Raw genomic sequence first — 24,232 nt, forward strand, 5'->3', positions numbered from 1 at the left:
TCCACCGCTGCTATGTTCATTGCTCCTGCTTCTTTGCTTCTTTCGGCGGGCCGCCACTTGGCCTGGCCGCTGCCGCTGCTGGTGCTGCTGGCCAGCCCCGCCGCCCTCGCCCAGGCCCCGGCCGAGCCCCTGGCCGAGCTGAGCGTGTACCCCAACCCGGCCCACATCCGAGCTACGGTGCAGGTGCCGGCGGTGGCCGGGGCCACCAGCGCCACCGTCACGCTCATTGACTCCCAGGGCACCGTGGTGTTTGAGCAGCCCGTGAGCTTGCTCGAAACCGGCGGCGCGGCCGAAGTGCCCTTGCTGGGCAAGGCGCCCGGCCTCTACCGGGTGCAGGTGAAGGTGGGCGACCTGCGCACGGCGCGCACCCTGAAGGTGGAGTAGGCCGTTCAGCAGCCTCTGGCCCCTCGTCACCCCACCCCCGGCCCTTCCCCTAAACACCAGTTGGTCGTTCGGAGCTTGCTCGGGGCCGGGCAGTGCGGCCGGCGGGTGGCGCGGGCTCGGCGAGCCCGCGCCTGAATGAACGGAGGATTTCTTTCCGGCGGGCGCGGACTCGCAGAGTCCACGCTACAATGGAGGAGCGCCGGGCTAGGACACGGGCGCGGGATTCTTGAGAGCGCGGCCGGGGAAGCGTTGGCTCAGGTCATCATAGGCGGCCTGGGCGCCGGGCTGGCGCTGCTGGGCCATAAACTTGATGTTTTAGTACACCGGCGAGGCCTGGCTCATGGTTTCGGAGCCGGCCAGCATCACGGTGCTTTTCAGGTCGAGGGCGACCTATTCGGCCAGCTTCTCGAGGGGGGAGGGCGGTGGCCACGCCCACGTCCTGCTCCAGCTCCTCGAAGCTGATGAAGGGGGGCACGAAGGCGGGCGAGTTGGCGGCGTAGTCGAGCAGCTTGCCCATGTAGCCCATGGACTTGTCGCCCATTTTCACGATGTTCTGGCGCTCGTCCGGGGCGAGGGGGTGGAGGTAGGGGGCGAGCAGGGCGCGGGCCTGCTTGAGGTGGTCGAGGGCTTCGGCCAGCTTGGCGGGTGTAATGGAAGTGGTAGGAAGATTGGTTGGTGAGAAAAAGAAGACCAGCCGCCCCTGCTGCCGGGCACCGGGCAGGCCACGCGGCCTGCCCCGGAAAGGTGGGCATTATTTCTGAAAATAAAGCAGTTCGCTGAGGAAATTCTTCAACTTACTGCGAGCTGTAGGGGGGTGATTGTACCTTTGATGGAAATACTTCAACCCTAACATATAAAAAGTCTCTGTGTGACGCACAGGACCGTTGCCTTACCTCCAGGACGTGGCACTCCAAGTTGCTTGCATGACACAACTTTATTCTTTGGTTGCCCGCCCGGTCTTTGCGGGCCGCGTTCTGGTCCTGTTCGGGTTGCTGCTGGCCCTGCTGCTCTCCGGCCGCGCCCACGCCACCGTGTACTACGTCAACGTGGCCCGACCCGACAACACCGGCGACGGCCGCAGCTGGGACACGGCCAAGAAGGACGTGCAAGCCGCCATCAACTTGGCCACCGTGGCCGGCGACGAGGTGTGGGTGAAGGCCGGCACGTACCGGCCCACCCAGGTGCCGACCACCTACCCAGCCTCCGTACGATACCAAGCCATCTACCTGTTCACGGCCGATATCAAGCTATACGGCGGCTTTGCCGGCTCCGAAACCGCTGCCGCCCAGCGCAACCCCGCGGCCAACCTCACTACCCTGAGCGCCGACATTGACAACAACGACGGTCCGACCCCCACTACCACCACCACGGCCAGCAACGCCTACCACGTGCTGGTGACCAACGGGCGCGGCAGCGCCTGCGTGGTGGACGGCTTTACCCTGACTGGCGGGCGGGCCGACGGACCGAGCTTCGCCCCTAAAATGAACGTTGGGGCAGGGATGTCCAACCTCTTCAGCAGCCCTACGGTGAGCAACTGCGTCTTCAGCGCCAATACGGCCAGTAGTGGCGGAGGCATGTACAACGAAAACAGCAGCCCCACGGTGAGCCAGTGCACCTTCAGCGGCAACACGGCTAGCCTCGGCGGCGGTGGCATGTACCTTTTTGCCAACAGCAGCCCCACGGTGAGCAGCTGCACCTTTACCGGCAATACGACCGGCATCAGGGGCAACGGCGCGGGTATAGGCAGCAACCTCGGCAACCTCGGCAGCCTCAAAGCAAGCAACTGCGTCTTCAGTGGCAACACCTCCGGCGGCGCCAGCAGTGGCGGCGGGGTGTCCATCAGTGGCACCGGCAACAGCAATTCCACGGTGAGCGGCTGCGTCTTCAGCGGCAACACGGTTACCAGCGGCAACAGCGGCGGTATGTCCATCAGCGGCAGCAATTCCACGGTGAGCAACTGCGTCTTCAGCAGCAACACGGTTACCAGCGGCAACAGCGGCGGTATGTCCATCAGCGGCGACAATGCCAAAGTGAACAACTGCGTCTTCAGCAGCAACACGATTACTGGCGGCAACGGCGGCGGAATGTCCATCAGCAACAGCTTCAACCCCACGGTGAGCGGTTGCACCTTCAGCGGCAACACGGCCATGGGCACCAGCAGCCTCGGCGGCGGCCTGTATAGCGCCGCCGCCACCGGGGGCACCCTGACCAACTGCATCCTCTACCAGAACACCACCCCGAACAACAACAACGACCTCAACCGCGAAGAACTCTACAAGGTAGATGCCACCAACGTGCTCACCGTCAGCCACTGCATCGTGCGCGACGCGGCGGGCACGGCGCCGAACCTCACGGTTCTTAACGCCACGCTCAGCAACTGCTACACCGAGGCCCCCGGCTACGTGGACGCGGCCAATCCTATTGGCTCCGACGGCCTATGGGCCACCGCCGACGACGGCCTGCGCCTAGCCTGCGGCAGCTTCGCCGTGGACTTAGGCACGGGCACGACCCCGGCCACCGACCTGCTGGGCAACCCCCGCCTGCGCGCGCTGGACCTGGGCGCCTACGAGGTAGCGGGCAGCAGCGCGCCGTCGAACAACCTTCCCGCGGCCACCACCACCGTGCTGGGGGTGCAAACCGCGGTTTCCCTGCCCTACTCCGACTGTGTGAACCAGCTGCTGCAGCTCAACGCTGCCGGGGCCTACACCCTACGCGGCCGCACCGTCGTCACGGTTTTCGTGCAGGCCACGGCGCCCACCTACAACCGCCAGCCCTACGTGCGCCGCTACTACGACCTCGCTCCGGCCGCCAACGCCGCCACGGCCACGGCCGAGCTCACGCTCTACTTCACCCAAGCCGATTTCGCCGACTACAACGCCGCCCGCGCCGGCCGGCCCGCGCTGCCCACCTCGGCCGCCGACCCCGAAGGCTACGCGGCCAACCTGCGCCTGACGCAGTTCCACGGCACGAGCGCCACCGGCGCGCCGGGCAGCTACACCGGCTGGGCCGGCGCCGGGCCAGCCAAGGTCTTTATTACCCCCACGGCCGTGACGTACAACGCCGCCGCCACCCGCTGGGAAGTGCGCTTCCCGGTCACAGGCTTTTCGGGCTTCTTTGCCCACACCGGTTCCGCGCCGCTGCCGGTAGCGCTCACGGCCTTCACGGCCACGGCCGAGGGCCCCGCCGCCGTGCGCTTGGCCTGGGCCACGGCCACCGAGCAGAACAGCGCCCGCTTCGAGGTGGAGCGCAGCCTGGACGGCCGCACGTTCGCCGGCATCGGCACGGTGGCCGCGGCGGGCACCAGCAGCAGCGCCCGCGCCTACGAGTGGCTCGATGCCCGGCGGCCGGCGAGCGCCTCCGCGCTCTACTACCGCCTGCGGCAGGTGGACGTAGATGGCACTTTCAGCTACTCGCCGGTGCGCACCGTCGCCCTGTCGGGCCCGGCCGCCAGCCGCCTCGTGCTGGCGCCCAATCCGGCCCGGGCCACCACGGTGACCGGCGCGGCCGCCGGCGCCCCGGTCACCGTGTTCGACGCCGTGGGCCGCGCGGTGCTCGCGGCCACGGCCAATGCGGCGGGCGCGGCGGCGCTCGTGCTGCCGGCCCACTTGCCGGCGGGCGTGTACGTGGTGCGCACCGGCACCCAGGCCGTGCGCCTCGTGGTGGAATAGGGGCAGCTTTACGTTTCTGAAAAGGCCCCGGCGCTCTGCGTCGGGGCCTTTTTGGGTTTATTCCAGGTGCATGTACTGGCGCTGGGCACGCTGCTTGTCGGGCTTGGGGGCTTTGGGTTGTTGCGCGATTAGCTCCAGCAGCCGCGCGGGCGTGAAGCCAGTGAAATCCTTTAGGTAGGCGAGGGGGTTCTGGAAGTCTTTCTCGTTGAGCGAGGAGCCGATGGCCACGCAGCGCATGCCGGCTCGGTAGGCGGCCTGCTCGCCCAGCACGGCGTCTTCGAACACGATGCAGTCTTCGGGGCGGGCACCCAGCCTGGCGGCGGCCACCGAGAAGGTATCGGCGTGTACGTGTGCGGGTGGGGAGCATGGCACTGCGCCTCACGGTGGAGTAAGCAACTTGCCTGGCTATAAGCAAAAATTTCACTTCTGACAGACAATGCTTTTGTAGTTAGGAATGTGGTTTGGGCCGGTGCGGTAGCGTAGCTTGCAGGGTGGGCGGCCTTTCCTGTGGATTGCCGTTTGCTTATCGTTACATCTTGCTGGTTTACGTGCACAAATCAATTCTGCCCACTGCCTACTTTCTCCTATTTGGCTCCGCTGCTTGCGCCCAGTCCCCCGTTGTTACCGGTTTGCAGCCTGGTCGCAGCGCCGTGGCGGCACCGCGTACGGCTCCGGTGAGCATCACTTTGTCGCAAGCTGTTGCCTCGGTTTCGGCAGGGACAGTAGAGGTGCATTCGGTGCGGGCTGGTGGCCGAAAAGCCGGCACTTTTAGTGCCAATGGCAGTACTATTGTCTTCGCACCAACCACTCCTTTTCTGCCCGGCGAAACGGTGCAGGTAACCGTGCCCGCCACGGTGCAGAGCACGGGAGGGATAGCGGCAATACCTTACTGCTATCAATTCACAACCGGAGTCGACGGATTTGGTGGCGGCACGTTTGCTCCCCCGGCTGCCAAGCCCAGCCTCGTGCCCGTTGCCACCGGCCCATCCAGCTTGGTACTGGGCGATGTGGACGGCGACGGCGACCTCGACCTACTAGTAGGTACCGGCGAAAATGTGGTGAGCGTGCGCCTGAACAGCGGTCTGAACAGTGGGAACTTCGTGTCCGCCAGCCAGAGTGCTGATTTCCCGCTGGGCAGTTCGCCGGGCCTGGTCCGCCTGGCCCTGGGGGATATTGATGGAGACACCGACCTGGATTTGTTGGCAACATTGGTCAACGGCAGCTTGGCCATCCGCCTGAACAACGGGGTGAACAGTGGCTTCTTTGTGCCCCCCAATCAGGCCAGCGTTTCCGTGGGCAGCGTCCCGGTCGGCTTGGCGTTAGGCGACATCGACGGCGACGGCGACCTGGACGTCCTTACGGCGAATGCGGGCAGTAATACCGTCAGCATTCGCCGGAATGACGGGGTCAACAGCGGGGTTTTCTGGGTAGGCGCTAATAGTGCTGAAGTTTCTGTTGGAACAGTTCCCAGCCAGGTATTACTGGGTGATATTGATGGGGATGGGGACCTGGACCTGGTAGCGATTTGTGCCGGCAACACCAACGTGGCGAGTGTTCGGCTAAACAGCGGCCTGAACAGCGGCACCTTCGGGGCTCCCACTGCGAATGCGGATTTCAGCCTGGGAGCCTTTACACGCAACGCTACGTTGGGTGACATCAACAACGATGGCTACCCCGACCTGGTGGTGAGCAAAGGGGGCGCGACGGACGGCGTTGATACCTGGCTCAATAACATGGGCAATGGGTTCAGCGCCTTTCAAAGCATGGGCGTTTCGCGCCATCCCCTCGATATTGCCCTTGGCGATGTGGACGGTGATGGCGACCTGGATATGCTGATTGGCAACGACAACAACACCGCGACGGTAACCCTGCGCCTGAACGCCGGCCTTGGCAGCGGAATATTTGTGGAGCCTGTTTTCACGGCAGAGCCGGGGGTGGGCGCCAGCTTTCCGTGGGCAGTGGCACTGGGCGACGTAGACGGGGATGGCACCCTGGACCTGATAACGGCTAATAACAACAACAGCGGCAGCGGCTCGGGCGGGGGCTCCGGCACTGTGAGCGTGCGGCTGAATCAGCTTTCCAGTTTGCATACCGCGCTCAACCCCGCAAGCGGCTCGATAGGGGCGGCCATCCTGCTGCGCGGAACCGACGTAACCAGGGCCAGCGCCGTGAGCTTCAACGGCACCCCGGTGCCAGCGGGCGACTTCAGTGTCGTGTCGCCTACCCTGTTGCGGGTGCGGGTGCCCGGCGGGGCCACTTCCGGGCCAGTCACCATCACCACTCCCCAGGGCATTCTCACAAGTAGTACCCAATTCATAGTTAGTAGTGCGCTGGCTACTGCCCCGCAGCGTCCCACGGCTGGCCTGCTTGTGTATCCAAGTCCCAGTCATGGTCGCCTCACGGTGGTGGTGCCGCCGGTAGCCGGCGTAGCCACGGCGCATATTACGCTGCTGAATATGCTGGGGCAGACCATGCAGCAACGGCAGGTATCGCTACCAGCCGGCGGAGCCCAGGTCAATCTCGACGGTTCTCAATTATCGGCAGGGATATACGTGGTGCGGTTGCAAGCTGGCGTGCACACCGAAACCCGGCATGTGGTGATAGAATAGATTAGTTGAGGCAGGCGGACAAGCTTGGCATCATTACTCATTACTCATTACTAAGTAGAGTGCAGCAGAACTGCCTGTGCTCCCCGGTTTCTAAAGCTGCATATACTGGCGCTGGGCGCGCTGCTTATCGGGCTTGGGGGCGGTGGGCTGCTGCTCAAGTAGCTCCAGTAGGCGCTTGGGGGTGAAGCCGGTGAAGTCCTTAATAACCGTGAGGGGGTTCTGAAACGCCTTGGCCGGCAGGGTGGAGGCCACTGCTACGCAGCGCATGCCAGCTTTATAGGCAGCCTGCTCGCCCAGTACGGCGTCTTCGAACACGACGCAGTCTTCGGGGCGGGCGCCCAGCCTGGCGGCGCCCACGGAGAAGGTGTCGGCGTGGGGCTTGCCGCGCGCAATGTCGTCCTTGCCAATGACGACGTCGAAGTAGCGGCGCAGGTCGAGGTGGTCGAGGATGTAGCTGATGGTTTCGGGCGGAGAGCCGGTGCCGAGGCCGATTTTGAAGCCGGCCGCGCGCGCTGCTTCCAGGAAGGCCACGAGGCCGGGCATGGCGCGGCGCTTGCTCCAGTACAGGGTGCGGTAGAGAAACTCGCGCTGCCCGGCGTAGTCTTTGAGCTGCTTGGCGGGCACGGGATGCCGGAAAACCGTTTTGAGGATGTTGGTAGCGGGCATGCCGTTGAGGCGGGCCAGCAGCTTGCGGGCATTGGTGGTGAGGCCAAGGTCGCGGAACAGCAACTGAAAGGCACGCGCCTGGTAGGGCGTGTTGTCGACAATGACGCCGTCTAGGTCGAAGAGGAGAGTAGGTTTCATGGGGAATGAGCAGAACGATAACCGCGCGCCGGGGCCGCGTAAGCTGGACTGAAGACGGACGGGGGTATCTTTGCCGCCGCTAGACTTACCTTATTTCGATTGAAAAAGATATTTGCTTTTGCCGTGGCGGCAGTGATGGCCGTCCCGGCGTTTGCCCAGAAAGCTGCCAAACCACTGCCTCGCCCCAAACTCGTCGTAGGCATTGTGGTGGACCAAATGCGCTACGATTACCTCTACCGCTACTGGAGCAAGCTGGGCTCGGGTGGTTTCAAGCGCTTGCTGGGCGAAGGCTTCAGCTTCGAAAGCTGCAACTACAACTACGTGCCCACCTACACCGGGCCCGGCCACGCCAGCATCTACACCGGGGCCACGCCGTCGGTCAACGGCATCATCGGCAATAACTGGTTTGAGCGCGAGACCGGCAAAGGCACGTACGTGACCGACGACAAAACCGTGCAGTCGGTGGGCGGTACGGGCGGGGCGGGGCAGATGTCGCCGCGCCACATGCTCAGCACCACCATTGGCGATGAGCTGCGGCTGGCCACCAATTTCCAGAGCAAGGTCATCGGCGTGTGCATCAAGGACCGGGGCAGCATCCTGCCCGCCGGCCACGCCGCCAACGCCGCCTATTGGTACGACGGCGCCAACGGCGCCTTCATTACCAGCACCTTCTACCAAACCCAGCTGCCGGCGTGGGTCACCAAATTCAACGACGCAGGCCACCCCGCGCAGTACCTGAGCAAGCCTTGGGAAACGCTGCTGCCGCTCAGCGCCTACACCGAAAGCACTCCCGACGACGAACCCTGGGAAATTACCTTCAAGGGCGAAGACAAGCCCGTGTTTCCGCACAACCTGCCCGTGCTCAGCGCCACGCCCACGGCGGCCGGTGCCCAAATCCTGAAGACGGCCGACGAAGAAAAACCCCGGCCCACCCAAAACCTGGACCTCATTCGCTGGACGCCCTTCGGCAACTCGCTCACCGCCGACTTTGCCCTGGCGGCCGTGCAAGCCGAGCAGCTGGGCCAGCGCCCCGGCATCACCGACATGCTCACGGTAAGCTTCAGCAGCACCGACTACATCGGGCACTGGTTCGGGCCCAACTCCGTGGAGGCCGAGGACACTTACCTGCGCCTCGACCGCGACCTGGCCCGCCTGCTCACCCAGCTCGATAAAACCGTGGGCAAGGGCCAGTCCCTGGTGTTCCTCACCGCCGACCACGGCGCGGCCAATGCCGTGGGCTTCCTGAAGGAGCACCGCTTGCCCGGCGGCGGCGCGGGCGTGGCCCCCATGCGCGACTCGGTGCAGCGCGGCCTCACCCGCCTGCACGGGGCCGGCAACTGGGTGCTCGATTTCGACAACCTGCAGGTGTACCTCAACCGCCCGTTGCTGGCCAAAAAAGGCCTTGAGCTGGCTAAAGTGCAAGCCGAAGTGGCCACCCTGCTGCTTGCCCTGCCCGGCGTGGCCCAAACCCGCACCGCCGCCGACCTGCAAAGTGCTCACTGGAGCGAAGGCACCGGCATGCTCCAGGAAAACGGGTTTTACGCGCCCCGCTCGGGCGATGTGCTGGCCGTGCTGCTGCCCGGCTGGCTCGAAGCCTACACCTATCCGGTGGTGAAAGGCACCACCCACGGCGCGTCGTGGTCGTACGACACGCACGTGCCCCTACTTTTTTGGGGCTGGCACGTAAAGCACGGCGAATCGGCTGCCCCCGTGAAGGTGGTGGACATTGCGCCCACCATGGCGCGCTTCCTGCACATTCAGGAACCAAGCGGAGCTTCCGGGGTTCCTTTGGTGGAGGTGCTCAAATAAGTTACTTTTTTCCTAAGCCCTCTTCCTATAGGGGAAGGGGCGCTTTACTGCTGTCTTATCTCAATCAATCCTAGTTACATGGCCAACCATTTCAATCCCTGGCACAACGTGTCGCGCGGCGACAACAACCCTCAGGTTGTGCAATCCATCATCGAAATCCCCAAAGGCAGCAAGGGCAAATACGAGCTCGACAAAGAAAGCGGCCTGCTGAAGCTCGACCGCGTGCTGTTCTCGGCCGTGCACTACCCGGCCGCCTACGGCTTCATTCCTCAGACCTATTGCGACGACAAAGACCCGCTGGACATTCTGGTGCTGTGCTCCGTCGACATCGTGCCCATGTGCCTCGTGGAAGCCAAGGTTATTGGCGTGATGCAGATGGTGGACCAGGACGAGGAGGACGATAAAATCATCGCCGTAGCCGCCCACGATATCTCCGTGAACCACTACAACGACATCAGCGACCTGCCGCCGCACACCCTACTGGAAATGCAGCGCTTCTTTGAGGACTACAAAGCCCTGGAGCACAACAAGCACGTCACCGTGGAGCGCTTCATGGGCAAGGAAGACGCCTACCGCATCATCAACGACAGCATCAAGCTCTACGAAGCCACCTTCGGCGAGCAGTACGCCATGAAATAGGGGCGCAAGGCGTCTCACGGATGGGCTTAACTGGCCTTATTCGTCTTCTGGGGCCCCTTTCACGTAAAGGCGAAGCATGACCATCCCGCGTCCTGCTTCGCCTTTTTGGCGTTTTTGCTACGAAAACAGTTTGCTTTTAGTCGTTGGGTTGCTGATACTGCTGAGCTTGGGCGGACAGTTCGTCACCGGTTGGTACGACTACAACGACGAGCTTCGGGAAATGGGCTTGGCCGAACTCACCGCCGGGCAATACCTCACCTCGGGCCATTTCCTGGAAGCCACGTTTGAGAATTGGGAAAGCGAGTTTCTGCAGATGGCCCTCTACGTGCTGCTCACCGTATGGCTGCGTCAGAAAGGCTCTTCCGAATCGAAAAAGCTCTACGAAGAGGAAGACGTAGACGCTGAACCCGACCCCCGCAAAGAAGGCGCGCCCTGGCCCGTGCGGCGCGGCGGCTGGGTGCTGGCCCTCTACAAAAACTCGCTCAGCATCGCCTTTTTCGTCTTGTTTCTGGCCTCCGTGTGGTTGCACGCTAAGGGCGGCGCCGAGGTGTACAGCATCGAGCAAGTGCATCAGGGCAAAGCGGCCGTGAACGTCTGGACGTACTTCGCCACTTCGCGCTTCTGGTTCGAATCTCTGCAGAACTGGCAGAGCGAGTTCCTCAGCATCGTGAGCATTGTGGGGCTGAGCATCTTTCTGCGCCAGCACGGCTCGCCCGAAAGCAAGCCCGTGGATGCAGCGCACTCGGAAACCGGCCGGTAGCTGCCCTCACACTGCGGCCGCGGCGCTAAATTTACCCGTGGCCCATTCGCTTCTGTCTGTTTCTCCTGCCGTGCCAGGCCGCTCCCTTCCGGCCCGTGTGCTCGATGCCGTGCTCTACAGCAGCGCGTGGCTGGCCGCCGCCGCCGCTGCCCAAACGGCGGCCACCCTGCACCAATGGCCGCCCCTGAACGCCGGCGGGTACCGGCTAGTGGGGCTGGTATTTGCGGCCACGCTGCTGGTATACAACTTGGATGCGGCCTTGCCCTTCAAGCACCGTGAGCCCGCCGGCACTTCTGCCCGCAAGGCCTGGCAGCAGCGCCACCGCTTGCTGCTGGTGGGCTTGGCGGGCGGGGCTGCGCTGGTGGCAGGCTTTTTCTTTTTCGTGGACGGATGGTGGCACTATTGGCGCTTGCTCCTGCCGCTGGTGGTGCTGGCGCTGGTGTATTCGTGGCCGCTGTGGCCGTGGCGCGGGCGGCCCCGGGCCCTGCGCGAAGTGCCGCTGCTAAAAGGCTTTGTGATTGCCACCGTCTGGACCGCCGTGACCGTGGGCCTGCCCCTACTGTTCCTGCACCAGCCGGTGGCTGCCGGAGCGGGCTTAGCCGCGCAGCGATTTTGCCTGATAATGGTCATTACCATCGTGTTCGATATTCGCGACTATGGGCGCGACCGGCGGGCGGGCACCCGCACCTTTCCGGGCGTGCTGGGTGTGGCCGGAGCCCGGCGGCTGGCGCTGGCGTTCCTGGTGGCTTCGATGGGGCTGGGATTGGTGCGGGGCGCTCCACCGCTGGCCGTGCTCCTGCCCGGTGCGCTCACCGCCGGCGTGGTGAGCGCCACCGAAGAAACCCGAGGCGACTACTTCTACGCCCTGCTCACCGACGGGCTGCTGCTGGTGCAGGCCGCCGCGTACTTCGTGTTCTGATTCTAAATCAAATGACTGCACCGGCTCAGCGCCGGGCCGAGTTGGCGCACGATGTCGCCCGCTATCAGCCCGGCCTCGCCGGTTTCGTGGGCGGCAAGGTCGCCCGCCATCCCGTGGGCATATACCCCTAGCCGCACGGCATCAGCGGGTAGGAGTCGGGCATCGGCGCGCAGAGCCAGGAGCAGGCCGGTGAGCACGTCGCCGCTGCCGCCGGTGGCCATGCCGGGGTTGCCGGTGCTGTTGAAATGCAACTCGCCGCCGGGCGTGGCCAGGCAGGAATAGGCGCCTTTGAGCACCACCAGGCTGCGGTGCCGTTGGGCAAAGTCGCGCAGCAGTTCTAAGCGGTGGTAGTCGTCGCGCGCAGGCTCGGTGAGGCGCTCAAACTCCTTGGGGTGCGGGGTAAGCACGGTGTTTTCGGGCAGCAAGTCCAGCAGCTCGCGGTGCTGCCCCAGTAGGTTCAGTGCATCGGCATCAATGATAAGCGGCATCGGCTGGGAGCGACCGGGAGCAGCGGCCGAATCTCTCAGGAGCTGCCGCAACACAGCTAAACTGGCCGCTTCCTGCCCCAGGCCCGGGCCGATGCCTACGGCCTGATAAGGAGTTAAGTCGGGCAGTTCGCTGATGACGTCCGGCTGCGGGTCGGGCAGGCACATGGCTTCGGGCACGCTGATTTGAAAGATGTCGTAGCCGCAGCCGGGCACGCGGGCTGTGAGCAGCCCCGCGCCGCCGCGCTGGCAGGCGCCCGCCGCCAGCACCGCCGCGCCCATTTTGCCCCGGCTTCCGGCCAGCAAAAGTGCGTGCCCAAACGTGCCCTTGTGGCTGAACCGGGAGCGGGGCGGCAGGGAGCCGGCCACGGCCGCCGCGTCCGTATAATGCCAGGGCGAAGCGGCGTTGGCGATGAACTGCTGGCTTAGGCCAATATCCCCCACGTGCCACTCGCCCACGAATTTTGCATTCTGAGGTAATAGAAACGCCAATTTGGGCAGGCCGAAGCTGACGGTGTGTTCGGCCCGTACCACGGCGCTGTCGGCGGGTTGGGGCGCATCGGCAAACAGCCCACTCGGAATGTCCACGGCCACCACACGGGCATCGGCTGCAGCTAGGTGGGCAACCAGGGCCGCGGGGAGTCCTTCCAGCGGCCGAGAAAGTCCGGTGCCAAACAGGGCATCAACCACAAGGGTGTGCGGCGCGATGTGGGGGAGGTGGGCGGCGCTGATGTCTGTCACCGGCACGGCGGCGGTTAGCCGCTGGCGGTTGTGGCGCCAGTCGGCGGAGTGCTGCTCGGCTGGGAGTAGGGCCACGCGCACGGCGTAATGGGCTTGCTGCAGTAGCCGAGCCGCCGCGAGGCCATCGCCGCCGTTGTTGCCGGGGCCGCACAGCACCAGAATTTCCCCGGCGCTGGCGGTGGCGTAGCGGCCCCGAAACCACTGCACAAAGGACTCGGCGGCCCGTTCCATTAGCTCAGCCGAGGTGATGTTCTGCTCTTCGATGGTGGCTTGGTCGAGCTCCCGGGTTTGGGCGGCGGTGAGGAGTATCATGGGGCGGATGGGAAAGAAGGCAAGGCAGCTACTTTTGAATATGCAACAAACTACCCGCTTTTTCATCGTGCCGGGCCTTGGCAATTCTGGCCCCGACCATTGGCAAACCCAATTTGAACGCGCAAACCCCGCTTTCACCCGCATTGCGCAACGCGAGTGGGATGCCCCCGACCGCGAAGAATGGGTAACCACTTTGGAGCACGCGCTGGCCGGCGAAGACCTGCGCACCGTGGTGCTCATTGCCCACAGCCTGGGTTGCGTGACCGTGGCGCACTGGGCGGCGAAGTATGGCCACCTCATCAAAGGGGCGCTACTGGTAGCCCCGAGCGACGTAGACACTGCCCATTACAGGGCTTTTCCCACCACGGGGTTTGGCCCCATGCCCTTGCAGCCGCTGCCGTTTCCGAGCACAGTAGTGGTCAGCACATCGGACGAGTGGGTCACCCTAACACGGGCCCAACAGTTTGCTCAAGCCTGGGGCAGCGAATTGGTAAACATTGGCGATGCTGGGCACATTAATGCGGCCAGCGGCCACGGCCCTTGGCCCGATGGCCTGGAACTCCTTCGGGACTGGGAGTAAAAACCAGCGTGCTCTCCAGCGGTTCTGTAGCAGGCATTGGCAAACCTCCCGGCCACGGCTGCGTTTACCCATTACCCACTTATAGCTAACCCGAACCCCCACCGATATGCAAACCTGGAACGACGTCATCCGCCTCGCCAATAATCCCACACCTTCGCCCCGCCGGGTAGAGAAAACCCCCGCCGAGTGGCGCCAGCAGCTCACCGCCGAGCAGTTTCACGTCACCCGCGAGCACGGCACCGAGCGCGCCTTCACCGGCGAGTACTGCGAAGCGCACGAAGCCGGCCTCTACGCCTGCGTGTGCTGCGGCACCCCGCTCTACGACTCACGCACCAAGTTCGAGTCGGGCACCGGCTGGCCTAGCTTCACGCAGCCCGTCGACGAAAGCGCCATTCGCTACAAGAAGGACACCAGCTACGGCATGACCCGCGTGGAAGTGCTCTGCAACGTGTGCGACGCCCACCAGGGCCACGTTTTTCCCGATGGCCCGCCCCCCGGCGGCCTGCGCCTGTGCATCAATTCAGCCAGCGTCAAACTGGTGCAACAAGAAGAGCACACCAACGGCTGATGACCCAGATTAATATAATATATCTGGCATTAGTATAATATATCCGATGTATTTTGTAAATTAAAGCCTGGCCGGGCAGCATCTGCTGCCCGGCCAGGCTTTAATTTTTTCTATCCTTAAATCCATTATGCTATGTTAAAACTATCTCTTTCCATCGTGACAGGTTTGTTTTTGGCGGGAGCGACAGCTTCGGCCCAAACCAATATTCTCCTGCCCACTGCCTCGGGTGGGGGCCTGAGCAACCGGGCAACCGGATTAGTGCCCGGTGCGTTCGTGCGGCAAATCACGGCGGCGCAATTGCAGGAGGCCATATTCCAGAACTACACTAATGGGAACTGGGTCGACTTTTCGCGCGCCCGGTACTCGCGCTACTATGCCCCATTGCTGCCCGGGCTGATTGAAACCGACCTGAAAAACGGCAATGCTTGGACCCTTTCTTCAGCCAGCCGCCTGCGCTACAACTCTGCTGGGCTGGTACTAACTGACACGATTGACCAGTTTCAACAACCTACGTATGGGCCGTTTTCAGTCTTGGTGAATACCTATAATACTCCCACCCAGGTGCGCTGGGAATGGCAATTGACCCGGCCTGCGGGCAGCGCCGCCAGCGTACCCTTCGATTCGGTGAGCCGCAACACCCATACTTATAACGCGGCCGGCCAGCGCACTCAGGTGCTCCACCAGCTTTATACGGCGCGGACGTTCCTGTCTGTATCGCGCGACTTGTACACCTACAATGCCCAGAATCTGGTATCGGTGCAGGAAACCCAAACCAGCACCAATAACGGGACCAATTGGGCGCCTTCGACCCGCAGTACTTACACCTACAATGCGGCTAACAAGGTGCAACAGGTAGTAAACCAAATAGCGTCCAGCACCGGCGTTTATACCAACTCCACCCGCGACACTTACCAGTACGACGCGCAGGGCCGGCCCTCGGTAGTGACCACCGACAACTGGGTTAATAACGCGTGGGTTGTTGATTCACAGAATTTGTACGCCTACAATGCCGCTGGCGACCTAGCCTCGCTGACGAACCAGGACTGGACGGGCAGCGCATTTGTGAATGTGTCGCGGGTGCTATTCAACTACCAGCAGGTGACGAGCAGCCGCGGAGCAGCGGCACTTCGGCCCCTGGCCGTGGTACCGAACCCCAGCGAAGCGGGCACCACGGCCCAAATCCTGCTAGAAACCGGGACGGCGGCACCGCACGGAGCTGTTTTCGACCAGCTGGGCCGCCGGGTGACTGTGCTAACGAGCACGCCTGCCCAGGCTGCACGTGGCGTGCTGCCGCTGCCCACCAACCTGCCTGCCGGGTTGTATTTGGTATACTTGCGCGCCGGTAACCGGCATTGGCAGGCCCGCTGGCAGCAGCTATAATTTTGAGCTCGGCCAAAAAGCGGTATGCCGCCCCACCATGCGCCAATCCCGTAGCTTTAAGCCCCGGCTGAAGACACCTTCAGCCGGGGCTTTGCGTTTACTTCTTTATATCCACCTTCCCACCCCCACCATGTCCCTTCTCTTCAACGATTTCGCCTCTTGGGGCGAGCACTGCGCCGCCACCGGTGAGCCGCTGTACCAGCCCGTGCTGGCCTATGAAATCGAACAGAAGGGCCGCACCGAAGACGAAATCTGGACCGGCCTGCAGCGCGCCTACGATGTGATGCGCGACGCCGTGCACGAAGGCCTGACCGGCGACATGACCTCGCGCTCGGGCATGATAAACAACGGCGCCAAGAAGATTGCCGCCTCGCCCGTTACCGTCCTCTCGCCCGAGTTCAAGCAGCTCATCACCCGCGCGCTGGGCGCCAAGGAGGTGAATTCCTGCATGGGCCGTGTGGTGGCCGCGCCCACCGCCGGCGCCTCGGGCATCCTGCCCGGCGTGCTCGTCACCATCCAGGACCTGCACAAGCTCAGCGACCGCCAGATTCTGGAGGGCTTGCTGGTAGCGGCTGGCATTGCCCTCATTATTGAGCAAAATGCGTCGTTGGCCGGGGCCGTGGGCGGCTGCCAGGCCGAAACCGGGTCGGCGGCGGCCATGGGCAGCGGCGCCATTGTGTACTGCCTCGGCGGGCCCGTGGAGCAGGTGTTTGCGGCCGTGGCCGTCACCATTCAGTGCATGCTGGGCTTGGTGTGCGACCCCGTGGCCGGCCTGGTAGAAGTGCCCTGCGTGGTGCGCAACGCCTCGGCGGCGGCCATCGCCTTTTCGTCGGCCCAAATTGCCATCGCCGGCATCGACCCGGTTATTCCCGTCGACCAGTGCGTGGCCGCCCTCGGCGAAGTGGGCCAGGCCATGGAAACGCGCTACAAGGAAACGGCCCTCGGCGGCTTGGCCGCTACCAAGCGCGGCAAGGAAATAGAGAAAATGGTGCTTGTGCAGGACGTGAACATCCTGCCCGACGACCCCGATGAAGCCTAGCCCAGTTACTTAATAAAGCGGGCCAGCGCGGCTTCCAACTCGGCTCCGTGCAGGTTCACGGCCAGGATTTTGCCCTGCGGGTCGAGTAGAAAATTCTGCGGGATGGAACGCACGCCGTAGAGCCGGGGCGCCTCGCCGCCGACTCCTTGCAGGTCGGAAACCTGCATCCAGGGCAACTGGTCATCGGTAATGGCTTTCAGCCACTTGTCGCGGTTGTTATCAATCGATACGCTCAGCACCTCGAAGTTGCGGCTTTTGAAGGCGTTGTAGGCTTTCAGTACCGTGGGGTTTTCTTCCCGGCAGGGTTTGCACCAGCTGGCCCAGAAATCGACCAGCACGTAGCGGCCCCGGTAGTCGGCCAGCGACACGGGCTTGCCCTCCGGGGTTTGCTGCGTGAACGCCGGGGCCAGCGCGCCCACTGCTACGTTTTTGAGGGCCTGCACCATTTCACCATAGGAACGGCCTGGGCGGCTGGCTTTCAGGGCGGGGCTCAGGGCCTCGTAGAGCGCGCCCTCCGTGGCATACCGAGGCTCTTGCATAAACCCCATCTGCTGAAGCGCTTCCAGGCTCACCCACGAGGCGGGGTTGGCCTTTACAAATGCCGCTTGCTGCTGGTAAATCTCCTTGTTGGTGGCGGCGAATACCTGCTGCATGCGCTCGGCAAAAGCCGGCGCCTTGCGCTGTTCCTCGGTGGCGCGCTGGTATTCGATGCCCGTAGCCTTTATGCGGCTGAAGGCCGGCTGCAGGGCCGCATCCAGGCGCAGGTAGTCGCGGGTGAGCGGCCCGCCCGCCAGCTTGGCCAGGGGCAGCGAGTCGGTGCTGGTCACCACCACCGGGCCGGGTTCCAAAAAGAGTTGAATGCGGTTGCCGGTCAGTCGTTGCAGGTCGGGCCGGCGGCCGTTGCGCTGGAGCACCAGTTGCGCTTGTGAGGGCACCTCGGTGCTGCCTTTTAGGGCAAAAACCCCATTTTTCAGGGTGGCCGAATCCAGCACCTGAAAGCCGCGCACCAAATAGACTTTGGCCGGCGCGTTGAGGTGGCCAATGCGGCCCTTCACGGCAAAGGGATAAGGGATTTGGGCGGTAGCCCGAAAGCCGGATACAACTAGTAAAATGCCAAGTAGGTACTTTGTCATGTGGCCGGGTTTGAAAAGGAGAAAGGCAGTTAGTCAGCTCATTAATGCTGTTGTCGGCTAACTCACCAAGTAGGATTGGCAATAGCAACGGCGGGCAGCCCCCAATTATTAGCCCGGCCCAAACAATATTCTGCAACGGTCCTGACGCCGGCCCACAATCTAGGGCCGGAAAACCAGTCAGTTCGGGTTCAACGGAAAGGAAAAAATGGGCTTTGCTCTGCTTGGCCGCCGTCCGGCCCGGTGGCTGCGCGCGCTAATCGTTGGTTTTCAGCCCCGGCGCCATGGTGAGGCGGGCCAAAAACTGCAAGGCCATACGGTAGCGGTTGCGCAGTTCGTGGTACCGTGCCCACGCCGCATCCCGGTCCTCGTGCAACGATAAGCCCTTCTCTTCCAGCTCGTGGCAGGCTACTTCGAAGTCGGTCCGGTCGGGGTTCTCGAATCCATCTTCGGGCATGAGGTCGGTTGGTTCGGCCTGGGCTTTGTCGTTAAAGAAACGGTACACCCGGTTCAGGGCCAGGCAGCCGGCTTTGAAGGTGATTTCGACTTGCCGGGGCCGGGGGGCGTCCACCACGGCAAAGAGCAGCGCGGCCGTGTCCAGAATCAGGCCGCTGCTGACTACCCAGGAACGGCCGGGCTGCGGCGACCGGAAAAAGGTGAGAATGGGCAAGGACGTGTGGCTTTCTTCAATCTCCACAAACCACCGTTCCCACTCGGCCCACTGCTGGTCGTCGTTCTGCACCGAGCCGTCGTGGTTGAGCCAGCCCAGTAGGCACGAGGCCGTGGGCGGCGTACCCGCCCGCAGTTCCAGGAGCGCCACCGTCACCTCGCGCCGTGAAAACGCTTGGTAGATGGTGGGCAAATAGGAGAGGAGCAGCGTGAGCAGCAACAGGCCCAGCGTGGCCTCGGAATAGGTGAGGGCTGCCACCAGCACATGCCGCGTATCGGTCGTGCCAAGAGTCATCAAGGAACTGCTGCTTAGCTCATAGCACCGGGCCCAACTGCCTTCGCCCAACGCCCAATAGATGCTGGTGTAGCCCAGGCCGACCAGTGCCTCCCACACTACGGGCAGGGCCACCAACGCCACCGGCGCGTAGTGCGCCATAATCCGGTCGCGCTGCTCGTAGGAATTAACCAGTTTTGCCGCCATTTCAAACATGACGCGCACGCTCACAAACACCTTCACGTTCATGGGCACCACTTCGTTGCGCGGCAGCACAAACGAGCGAATGGCCGCCGAAAGGGTAGTGATGACCAGTATGACTCCGCCCAAGCCGGTAAACACGCGCAAGGCCAGCAGCAACGTAGGGTGCATAGACGGCAAAAATGCCTGTTACGCACAACGCCGCCAAAAAGCCGAACAGTCAGCGCTTTGCCTTGGCTAGCGAGTGCCGGCGCGCTGCTTCCACAGCTGCCGGAACGAGGCCGGGGCCACGGCCAGGGCTTCGCGCCGCTTGCTCCAGCCCACCTGGCCCAGCAGGCGGCCCAGGCTCCAGTCCTTGATGGTAGCGGGCAGCACATCCAGAGCCCAGCGGTGCTGCATGCTCCACTTCCAGAGGCCGATGGCAATCCGTTCTTCGGTGGGCGCATAGCCTTCTTCCACGCTTTGCTTGCGGTTCAGCAGCAACAAGTTGTGCAGCGGAATGCGTACCGGGCACACGCTGGTGCAGGCGCCGCACAGGCTGCTGGCGTAGCTCAGGTGCTTGTGCTCGGGCAGGCCGCTCAAGTGCGGGCTGATGACCGAGCCGATGGGGCCGGAGTACGTGGTTTCGTAGGTGTGCCCGCCAATGTTCTTGTACACCGGGCACACGTTGAGGCAGGCGCCGCAGCGGATGCAGCGCAGCGCGGCGCGCTTGTCGGGCTGGGCCAGCAGGTTGGTGCGGCCGTTATCGAGCAGAATGACCACCATTTCCTCGGGGCCGTCCACTTCGCCGGGCTGGCGCGGGCCGAAATACACCGTGTTGTACACCGTGACTTGCTGGCCCGTGCCGCTGGTGCTGAGCAGCGGCCAGAACAGGTCCAAATCGGTCAGTTTCGGAATTACTTTCTCGATGCCGACCACCGCAATGTGCAGCTTCGGAAACGTGGCCGAGAGGCGGGCGTTGCCCTCGTTCTCCGTCACGGCCACGGCGCCGGCATCGGCAATTAAGAAGTTGCCGCCGGTCACGCCCACTTCGGCGGCGGTGTACTTGTTGCGCAGCAGGTGCCGCGCCGTGAGCACCAGTTCTTGCGCGTCGTCGGTCGACTTCGTGCCCAGGTGCTTTACAAAAATGTTGTTGATATCGGCCTTGCTCAGGTGCATGGCCGGCGTCACAATGTGGTAGGGCCGCTCGCCGTTCAGCTGCACGATGTACTCGCCCAGGTCGGTTTCGACGGACTCGATGCCCTGCGTGGCCAGGTACTTGTTGAGGTGAATTTCCTCGGTGGTCATGCTCTTGGCCTTCACCACCGTTTTGGTGTTGCGGGCCTTGGTGAGCTTGCCGATTTCGGCCAGCGCTTCGGCAGCGTCGCGCGCCCAAATCACCTTGCCGCCCCGCGCCGTGAAAGCCGCTTCAAACTGCAGCAGGTACTCGTCCAGCTTCTCGAGCACGGTGGCCTTGAGGTAGGCGCCGCGGTCACGGGCCAGCTCGTGCTGGTCGTAGAGCTTCATGCCGGCGCTCACGGCCGCGTCGTACTTGCCGATGTTGAACCGGATTTTGCGGCGGTGCTCCCGGTCGAAGGCTTTGGCTTCGGCGTCGAGCTGGAATTGAGTGGATTTTGGGAGATTGGTCATGGCTTGTTGGAGTCAATCACAACGCGCTGCTCGCGGTTGACTAGTTCCCAGGCGGTGTGAAAAACCAGCTGCGCGCGTTCGGCCAATTTATCGAATTCGATTTTCTCTACGTCGTCCGTGGCCTTGTGGTAGTCGGCGTGCTCCCCGGTGGTATAAAAAATAACCGGGATTTTGCGCCGTGCAAAGTTGTAATGGTCAGACCGATAGTAAATATGCTCCGGTTCGTTCGGCACATTGTACCGGTAGTCCAGCTCCAGCTTGGTGTAGGTGCGGTTGGCCGTTTCGTTGATGCGGTGCAGCTCCGACGACAGCTTATCCGAACCCACGATGTTCACAAAATGCCTTCGGGCGCTGTGCTTGCGGTCGGTGCGGCCTACCATGTCAATGTTGAGGTCGGCAATGGTGTTGGCCAGTGGCACCACGGGGTAGGCCGTGTAGTATTCCGACCCGAAAAGTCCTTCTTCCTCGGCTGTCATGGCAATGAACAGGATGCTGCGGCGCGGGCCGTGGCCTTCAGCTTTGGCCTGGGCGAAGGCTTTGGCCAGGGCCAGCACCGCCACCGTGCCCGAGCCGTCGTCATCGGCCCCATTATAAATCGTGTCATTTTTCACGCCCAAGTGGTCGTAGTGCGAAGAGATGACCAGCACTTCGTCCTTTTTATCGGTGCCCTCCAGGTAGCCCAGCACGTTTTCGGTGGTGAGCTGTTCCTGCGGCTGCGGCAAGTGAATGGTGATGGCCGGCGGCTGGAACGACGGCCGCACCGGTTTGCCGGCCCGCCCCAGCGCCCGGGCGTATTCCAGCAGCCCCGGCAGGGTCGTGCCGGCCAGTTTAAGCCCCAGCTCCTGCGAGGTCAGGTACACGCCGATGCCCGCAGGAAGGTCTTCCCGCACGGTGTCCACAATAGCCGGACCGGGAGTGGTCAGTCCAAAAGCCGGTTCGCGGAGCGACGCGGTAAAGGCCGCGCCCTGTTTTCGAAAGGCTTCCGCGGGGGCAAACGTCATCAGGAAAATGCTGCGCGCGCCCTTGGCTTTGGCCAGCACGGCTTTGCGCAGCCCCGAATCCCAATAGTCGGCCGCCCGGCCGTTGGGTTTGAGCAGCTTGCGGCCCCGCTCGTCCTGCGGCTCGCCCATGATGGCCACCACGTCCTTGCCTTGCACATCCAGACCAGCGTAATCCGAGTACGCGCCCTGCTCCACCCCAAAGCCCACAAATACCGGCTGCGATACCGTTTCCGTGGGAAAAGTGGATAACATAGGGCCGTAGCTGAAAAAGTCGCTCAGCCACTCGTATCGCTGGCCCCCGGCCTGCAAATAGCCGCCCGCCGCGTGGCTGCCGCGCGTGAGCAGGAAGTGCTGCAAATACGGGTTGTCGCTGCCCGTCACGGGCCCTTGCAGGCCCAGCGCCGCAAATTCCTTTACCAGATACTCGGCCGCTAGCTTCTGGCCCGGCTGGCCCGCCTCGCGCCCCAGAAAAGCATCGGACGCCACCACCGTCAGGTGCGCGCGCAACTCCTCGGGCCGAATAGTGGCCGCGTAGGTTTGGGCCCAGTCCGGCGCGGCGGGCGTGCTGGCCGTCGCCTTCGTTTTGGTCTTGGTTTTAACCTTGACGAGCGGTTTTTGCTGGGCAACGGCGGGCAGCGCCTGGGCCAGAGCCAGCAGCCCGCACAGTAAAATAATTTTCATGCAAGACAAGAAAGGAGGGGCAGCAGATAGCACGATGGCAGGGAAGAGAAGGGGTGAGGCTAAAAAAGAACGTCATGCTGAGCGCCGTCGAGGCATCTCTCCCGTGCCACTAATCAATTTTAGTATTGCGGGAGAAATGCTTCGACGGCACTCAGCATGACGTTCTTATCCAGTTGCTTAGGCAGTCTTAAATAACCCCAAAGCGCTGTGCTTATGGCTTGTTGGAATCCACCACGATGCGCTCGTCGCGGTTGGCCAGCTCCCAGGCGAGGTGAAACACCAGCTTGGCGCGCTTCTCCATTTTCGGAAACTCGATTTTGCTGATTTCGTCGCTCTCCTTGTGGTAGTCGGCGTGCACGCCGTTAAAGAAGAAGGACACCGGTACCTTGTTCACCGCGAAGTTGTAGTGGTCGGAGCGGTAGTAGAAGCGGTTCGGGTCGGCGGGGTCGTCGAAGCGGTAGTCCAGGTCGAGCTGCGTGTACTTGGTGTTCTGCGCCTCCTGCACCACCTTCAATTGCGAAGCCAGCTTATCGGAGCCAATGACGTACACATAATCCGGCTTGCCTTCGTGCTCCACGTCGGTGCGGCCTATCATGTCCACGTTCAGGTCCACCATGGTTTGGGCCAGCGGGAAAATGGGGTTCTTGGCGTAGTACTCCGAGCCAAATAGGCCTTTTTCCTCGCCCGTCACGCTCAGGAACAACAGGCTGCGGCGTGGGCCATGGCCTTCGGCTTTGGCCCTGGCAAACGACTCGGCCATGGTGATGATGGCCGACGTGCCCGACCCGTCGTCGTCGGCGCCGTTGAACACCACGCCGTCCTGAATGCCCAGGTGGTCGTGGTGGGCCGAAATCACGATGATGTCCTGCTTCAAGTCACTGCCTTCGATGAAGCCCAGCGCGTTTTCCGTCTCCAGCGGCGTGCGCTTGCGGGCGGCTTTCAGCTGCATCGGCTTCACCTTGAAGGTAGAAGCCACCGGCTGCTTGGTGGTGTTGATTTTGGCCAGGTACTTCTGGATGTTGGCATCCGAAGTCCCCAAAATTGCCAAGCCCACGGCCGGCGAAATAAAGAACGAGGTCGCGCGGCTGGGCCGGTCGGCGTTCGCCATCACGGTAGACGGCCGGCTGATGGCGGGGGCCACACGGGCGGCCTGTTTGGCAAAGTTGCTGGTGGGGTTGAAGCTCACAAAAAAAATTGAGCGGGCACCTTTCTGCGAAGCCATCTGGGCTTTGGCGCGGTAGTCGTTGCCCCACTTGGTGGGCGAGCCGTCGGCGCTGAGCAAGGCTTTGCCATCGGCCGCCGTGGGTTCGCCCAAGGCGATGAGCACGTCCTTGCCCTTCACGTCCAATCCTTTGTAATCCGAATAGCCCTCCTGCTCGATGCCGTAGCCCACAAATACCGGGGTCACGGTCGTCGTTTCAGCGAAGGGCGAGTCGCCCATGCCGTAGAAATCAACCAACCACTTGTAGCTGTTTTTACCCACTTTCAGGCTGGCGTCGTCGGCCCAGGTCACCTGCTCCAGGTTAAAGCGCTGCTGGTAGGGGTCGGTGCCGGTGGTAACGGGGCCCGTGAGGCCGGCGGTTTTGAACTGCGTGGCCACGTACGTAGCGGCCATGTGCTGGCCTTTCATGCCGGTTTCGCGGCCTTCGTACTCATCCGAGGCGAGCACCGCCAAGTGGGCGCGCAGGCGTTCGGCCGAAACCAGGTCGGCGTACTTCACGCTCCAATCGGTTTCGACCACGGCCGCGGCGGGCGCGGGAGTCGGCACAGGCGCCGCCGCGCTTTTCTTGGTTTTGGTCTTGATTTTTACTTTGCCCTGGGCGTGGGCCGGGGCGGCGCTGGCCAGGGCCAGCAAGGCAATCAGGAGGGTTTTGTTGGTCATTTGAGGGAAAATGGCGGGAATGTTTGGTTGAAATGCAGAACGTGCGGCCGAGCGGAGCCGCGGCCAGA

Annotated in this window: 19 protein-coding genes; 11 read left to right on the forward strand and 8 right to left on the reverse strand. The window is 62.9% G+C overall.

Annotation, left to right across the window (positions count from 1 at the left end; genetic code table 11):
• The first annotated feature begins 12 nt into the window (after window positions 1–12).
• Together I2I05_RS01730 and I2I05_RS01735 are read left to right on the forward strand one after the other, a co-directional pair.
• On the forward strand, window positions 13–384 hold the full coding sequence (locus tag I2I05_RS01730; RefSeq protein ID WP_196280475.1) for a T9SS type A sorting domain-containing protein: 372 nt from the start codon (window positions 13–15) through the stop codon (window positions 382–384).
• 923 nt (window positions 385–1,307) lie between these two features.
• Complete coding sequence (locus tag I2I05_RS01735) at window positions 1,308–4,052, forward strand: right-handed parallel beta-helix repeat-containing protein (protein ID WP_196280476.1); 2,745 nt, start codon at window positions 1,308–1,310, stop codon at window positions 4,050–4,052.
• Window positions 4,053–4,109: 57 nt separating this feature from the next.
• On the opposite strand, the gene I2I05_RS01740 is transcribed toward I2I05_RS01735, so the two are convergent.
• Complete coding sequence (locus tag I2I05_RS01740) at window positions 4,110–4,424, reverse strand: HAD family hydrolase (protein ID WP_196280477.1); 315 nt, start codon at window positions 4,422–4,424, stop codon at window positions 4,110–4,112.
• Window positions 4,425–4,600: 176 nt separating this feature from the next.
• Between I2I05_RS01740 and I2I05_RS01745 the strand changes: the two genes are divergently transcribed.
• A complete protein-coding gene (locus I2I05_RS01745) occupies window positions 4,601–6,661 on the forward strand; it encodes an FG-GAP-like repeat-containing protein (RefSeq protein WP_317192300.1) in 2,061 nt (686 codons plus the stop codon).
• Between the two features lie 90 nt (window positions 6,662–6,751).
• Here the strand turns inward: I2I05_RS01745 and I2I05_RS01750 are convergent, their stop codons facing one another.
• Complete coding sequence (locus I2I05_RS01750; RefSeq protein ID WP_196280479.1) at window positions 6,752–7,465, reverse strand: HAD family hydrolase; 714 nt, start codon at window positions 7,463–7,465, stop codon at window positions 6,752–6,754.
• Window positions 7,466–7,564: 99 nt separating this feature from the next.
• Between I2I05_RS01750 and pafA the strand changes: the two genes are divergently transcribed.
• The 4 genes from pafA (at window position 7,565) to I2I05_RS01770 (ending at window position 11,592) form a co-directional block, all read left to right on the forward strand.
• Window positions 7,565–9,274, forward strand: coding sequence for an alkaline phosphatase PafA (gene pafA, locus I2I05_RS01755; protein WP_230688078.1), 1,710 nt, complete (start codon window positions 7,565–7,567; stop codon window positions 9,272–9,274).
• A 78-nt stretch (window positions 9,275–9,352) separates the two neighbouring features.
• Window positions 9,353–9,913: an inorganic diphosphatase gene (locus I2I05_RS01760; RefSeq protein WP_196280480.1), complete on the forward strand. Its 561-nt coding sequence runs from the start codon at window positions 9,353–9,355 to the stop codon at window positions 9,911–9,913.
• 76 nt (window positions 9,914–9,989) lie between these two features.
• Window positions 9,990–10,673 carry a DUF6766 family protein gene (locus tag I2I05_RS01765; RefSeq protein WP_196280481.1) on the forward strand — a complete coding sequence of 228 codons (684 nt, stop codon included), beginning with the start codon at window positions 9,990–9,992 and terminating at the stop codon, window positions 10,671–10,673.
• Between the two features lie 70 nt (window positions 10,674–10,743).
• Entirely contained in the window at window positions 10,744–11,592 is an 849-nt protein-coding gene (locus I2I05_RS01770) for a UbiA prenyltransferase family protein (RefSeq protein WP_196280482.1), read from the forward strand.
• 2 nt (window positions 11,593–11,594) lie between these two features.
• On the opposite strand, the gene I2I05_RS01775 is transcribed toward I2I05_RS01770, so the two are convergent.
• Entirely contained in the window at window positions 11,595–13,130 is a 1,536-nt protein-coding gene (locus I2I05_RS01775) for an NAD(P)H-hydrate dehydratase (RefSeq protein WP_196280483.1), read from the reverse strand.
• Between the two features lie 40 nt (window positions 13,131–13,170).
• On the opposite strand from I2I05_RS01775, the gene I2I05_RS01780 reads away from it, so the two are divergent.
• The 4 genes from I2I05_RS01780 (at window position 13,171) to sdaAA (ending at window position 16,697) form a co-directional block, all read left to right on the forward strand.
• On the forward strand, window positions 13,171–13,710 hold the full coding sequence (locus I2I05_RS01780; RefSeq protein ID WP_196280484.1) for an RBBP9/YdeN family alpha/beta hydrolase: 540 nt from the start codon (window positions 13,171–13,173) through the stop codon (window positions 13,708–13,710).
• Between the two features lie 106 nt (window positions 13,711–13,816).
• Window positions 13,817–14,278 (forward strand): peptide-methionine (R)-S-oxide reductase MsrB, encoded by a 462-nt coding sequence (gene msrB, locus I2I05_RS01785; protein ID WP_196280485.1) that lies wholly within the window; start codon window positions 13,817–13,819, stop codon window positions 14,276–14,278.
• Between the two features lie 132 nt (window positions 14,279–14,410).
• Window positions 14,411–15,658 (forward strand): hypothetical protein, encoded by a 1,248-nt coding sequence (locus tag I2I05_RS01790; RefSeq protein WP_196280486.1) that lies wholly within the window; start codon window positions 14,411–14,413, stop codon window positions 15,656–15,658.
• Between the two features lie 130 nt (window positions 15,659–15,788).
• Window positions 15,789–16,697 (forward strand): L-serine ammonia-lyase, iron-sulfur-dependent, subunit alpha, encoded by a 909-nt coding sequence (gene sdaAA / locus I2I05_RS01795; protein ID WP_196280487.1) that lies wholly within the window; start codon window positions 15,789–15,791, stop codon window positions 16,695–16,697.
• A 5-nt stretch (window positions 16,698–16,702) separates the two neighbouring features.
• Here the strand turns inward: sdaAA and I2I05_RS01800 are convergent, their stop codons facing one another.
• From I2I05_RS01800 to I2I05_RS01820, 5 genes are all read right to left on the reverse strand, one after another.
• On the reverse strand, window positions 16,703–17,830 hold the full coding sequence (locus I2I05_RS01800; RefSeq protein WP_196280488.1) for a TlpA disulfide reductase family protein: 1,128 nt from the start codon (window positions 17,828–17,830) through the stop codon (window positions 16,703–16,705).
• A gap of 253 nt (window positions 17,831–18,083) precedes the next feature.
• Window positions 18,084–19,142, reverse strand: a complete 1,059-nt coding sequence (locus I2I05_RS01805) for a hypothetical protein (protein WP_196280489.1) — start codon at window positions 19,140–19,142, stop codon at window positions 18,084–18,086.
• 66 nt (window positions 19,143–19,208) lie between these two features.
• On the reverse strand, window positions 19,209–20,600 hold the full coding sequence (locus I2I05_RS01810) for a LutB/LldF family L-lactate oxidation iron-sulfur protein (RefSeq protein WP_196280490.1): 1,392 nt from the start codon (window positions 20,598–20,600) through the stop codon (window positions 19,209–19,211).
• Entirely contained in the window at window positions 20,597–22,282 is a 1,686-nt protein-coding gene (locus I2I05_RS01815) for a M28 family peptidase (RefSeq protein WP_196280491.1), read from the reverse strand. Before I2I05_RS01815 ends, I2I05_RS01810 begins: the two co-directional genes overlap by 4 nt.
• Window positions 22,283–22,493: 211 nt before the next feature.
• Window positions 22,494–24,164, reverse strand: a complete 1,671-nt coding sequence (locus tag I2I05_RS01820) for a M28 family peptidase (protein ID WP_196280492.1) — start codon at window positions 24,162–24,164, stop codon at window positions 22,494–22,496.
• Window positions 24,165–24,232: the final 68 nt, after the last annotated feature.

Origin of the sequence: Hymenobacter jeongseonensis (assembly GCF_015694725.1) — a bacterium.
GTDB classification, from domain to species: domain Bacteria; phylum Bacteroidota; class Bacteroidia; order Cytophagales; family Hymenobacteraceae; genus Hymenobacter; species Hymenobacter jeongseonensis.

What these genes read in the sequence shown, in the direction of transcription:
- I2I05_RS01730 (WP_196280475.1), top strand. Translation starts at nt 13, where the DNA reads ATGTTCATTGCTCCTGCTTCTTTGCTTCTTTCGGCGGGCCGCCACTTG.
- I2I05_RS01735 (WP_196280476.1), top strand. Translation starts at nt 1,308, where the DNA reads ATGACACAACTTTATTCTTTGGTTGCCCGCCCGGTCTTTGCGGGCCGC.
- I2I05_RS01750 (WP_196280479.1), bottom strand. Translation starts at nt 7,465, where the DNA reads ATGAAACCTACTCTCCTCTTCGACCTAGACGGCGTCATTGTCGACAAC.
- I2I05_RS01760 (WP_196280480.1), top strand. Translation starts at nt 9,353, where the DNA reads ATGGCCAACCATTTCAATCCCTGGCACAACGTGTCGCGCGGCGACAAC.
- I2I05_RS01765 (WP_196280481.1), top strand. Translation starts at nt 9,990, where the DNA reads ATGACCATCCCGCGTCCTGCTTCGCCTTTTTGGCGTTTTTGCTACGAA.
- I2I05_RS01775 (WP_196280483.1), bottom strand. Translation starts at nt 13,130, where the DNA reads ATGATACTCCTCACCGCCGCCCAAACCCGGGAGCTCGACCAAGCCACC.
- I2I05_RS01780 (WP_196280484.1), top strand. Translation starts at nt 13,171, where the DNA reads ATGCAACAAACTACCCGCTTTTTCATCGTGCCGGGCCTTGGCAATTCT.
- msrB (WP_196280485.1), top strand. Translation starts at nt 13,817, where the DNA reads ATGCAAACCTGGAACGACGTCATCCGCCTCGCCAATAATCCCACACCT.
- I2I05_RS01790 (WP_196280486.1), top strand. Translation starts at nt 14,411, where the DNA reads ATGTTAAAACTATCTCTTTCCATCGTGACAGGTTTGTTTTTGGCGGGA.
- sdaAA (WP_196280487.1), top strand. Translation starts at nt 15,789, where the DNA reads ATGTCCCTTCTCTTCAACGATTTCGCCTCTTGGGGCGAGCACTGCGCC.
- I2I05_RS01800 (WP_196280488.1), bottom strand. Translation starts at nt 17,830, where the DNA reads ATGACAAAGTACCTACTTGGCATTTTACTAGTTGTATCCGGCTTTCGG.
- I2I05_RS01805 (WP_196280489.1), bottom strand. Translation starts at nt 19,142, where the DNA reads ATGCACCCTACGTTGCTGCTGGCCTTGCGCGTGTTTACCGGCTTGGGC.
- I2I05_RS01810 (WP_196280490.1), bottom strand. Translation starts at nt 20,600, where the DNA reads ATGACCAATCTCCCAAAATCCACTCAATTCCAGCTCGACGCCGAAGCC.
- I2I05_RS01815 (WP_196280491.1), bottom strand. Translation starts at nt 22,282, where the DNA reads ATGAAAATTATTTTACTGTGCGGGCTGCTGGCTCTGGCCCAGGCGCTG.
- I2I05_RS01820 (WP_196280492.1), bottom strand. Translation starts at nt 24,164, where the DNA reads ATGACCAACAAAACCCTCCTGATTGCCTTGCTGGCCCTGGCCAGCGCC.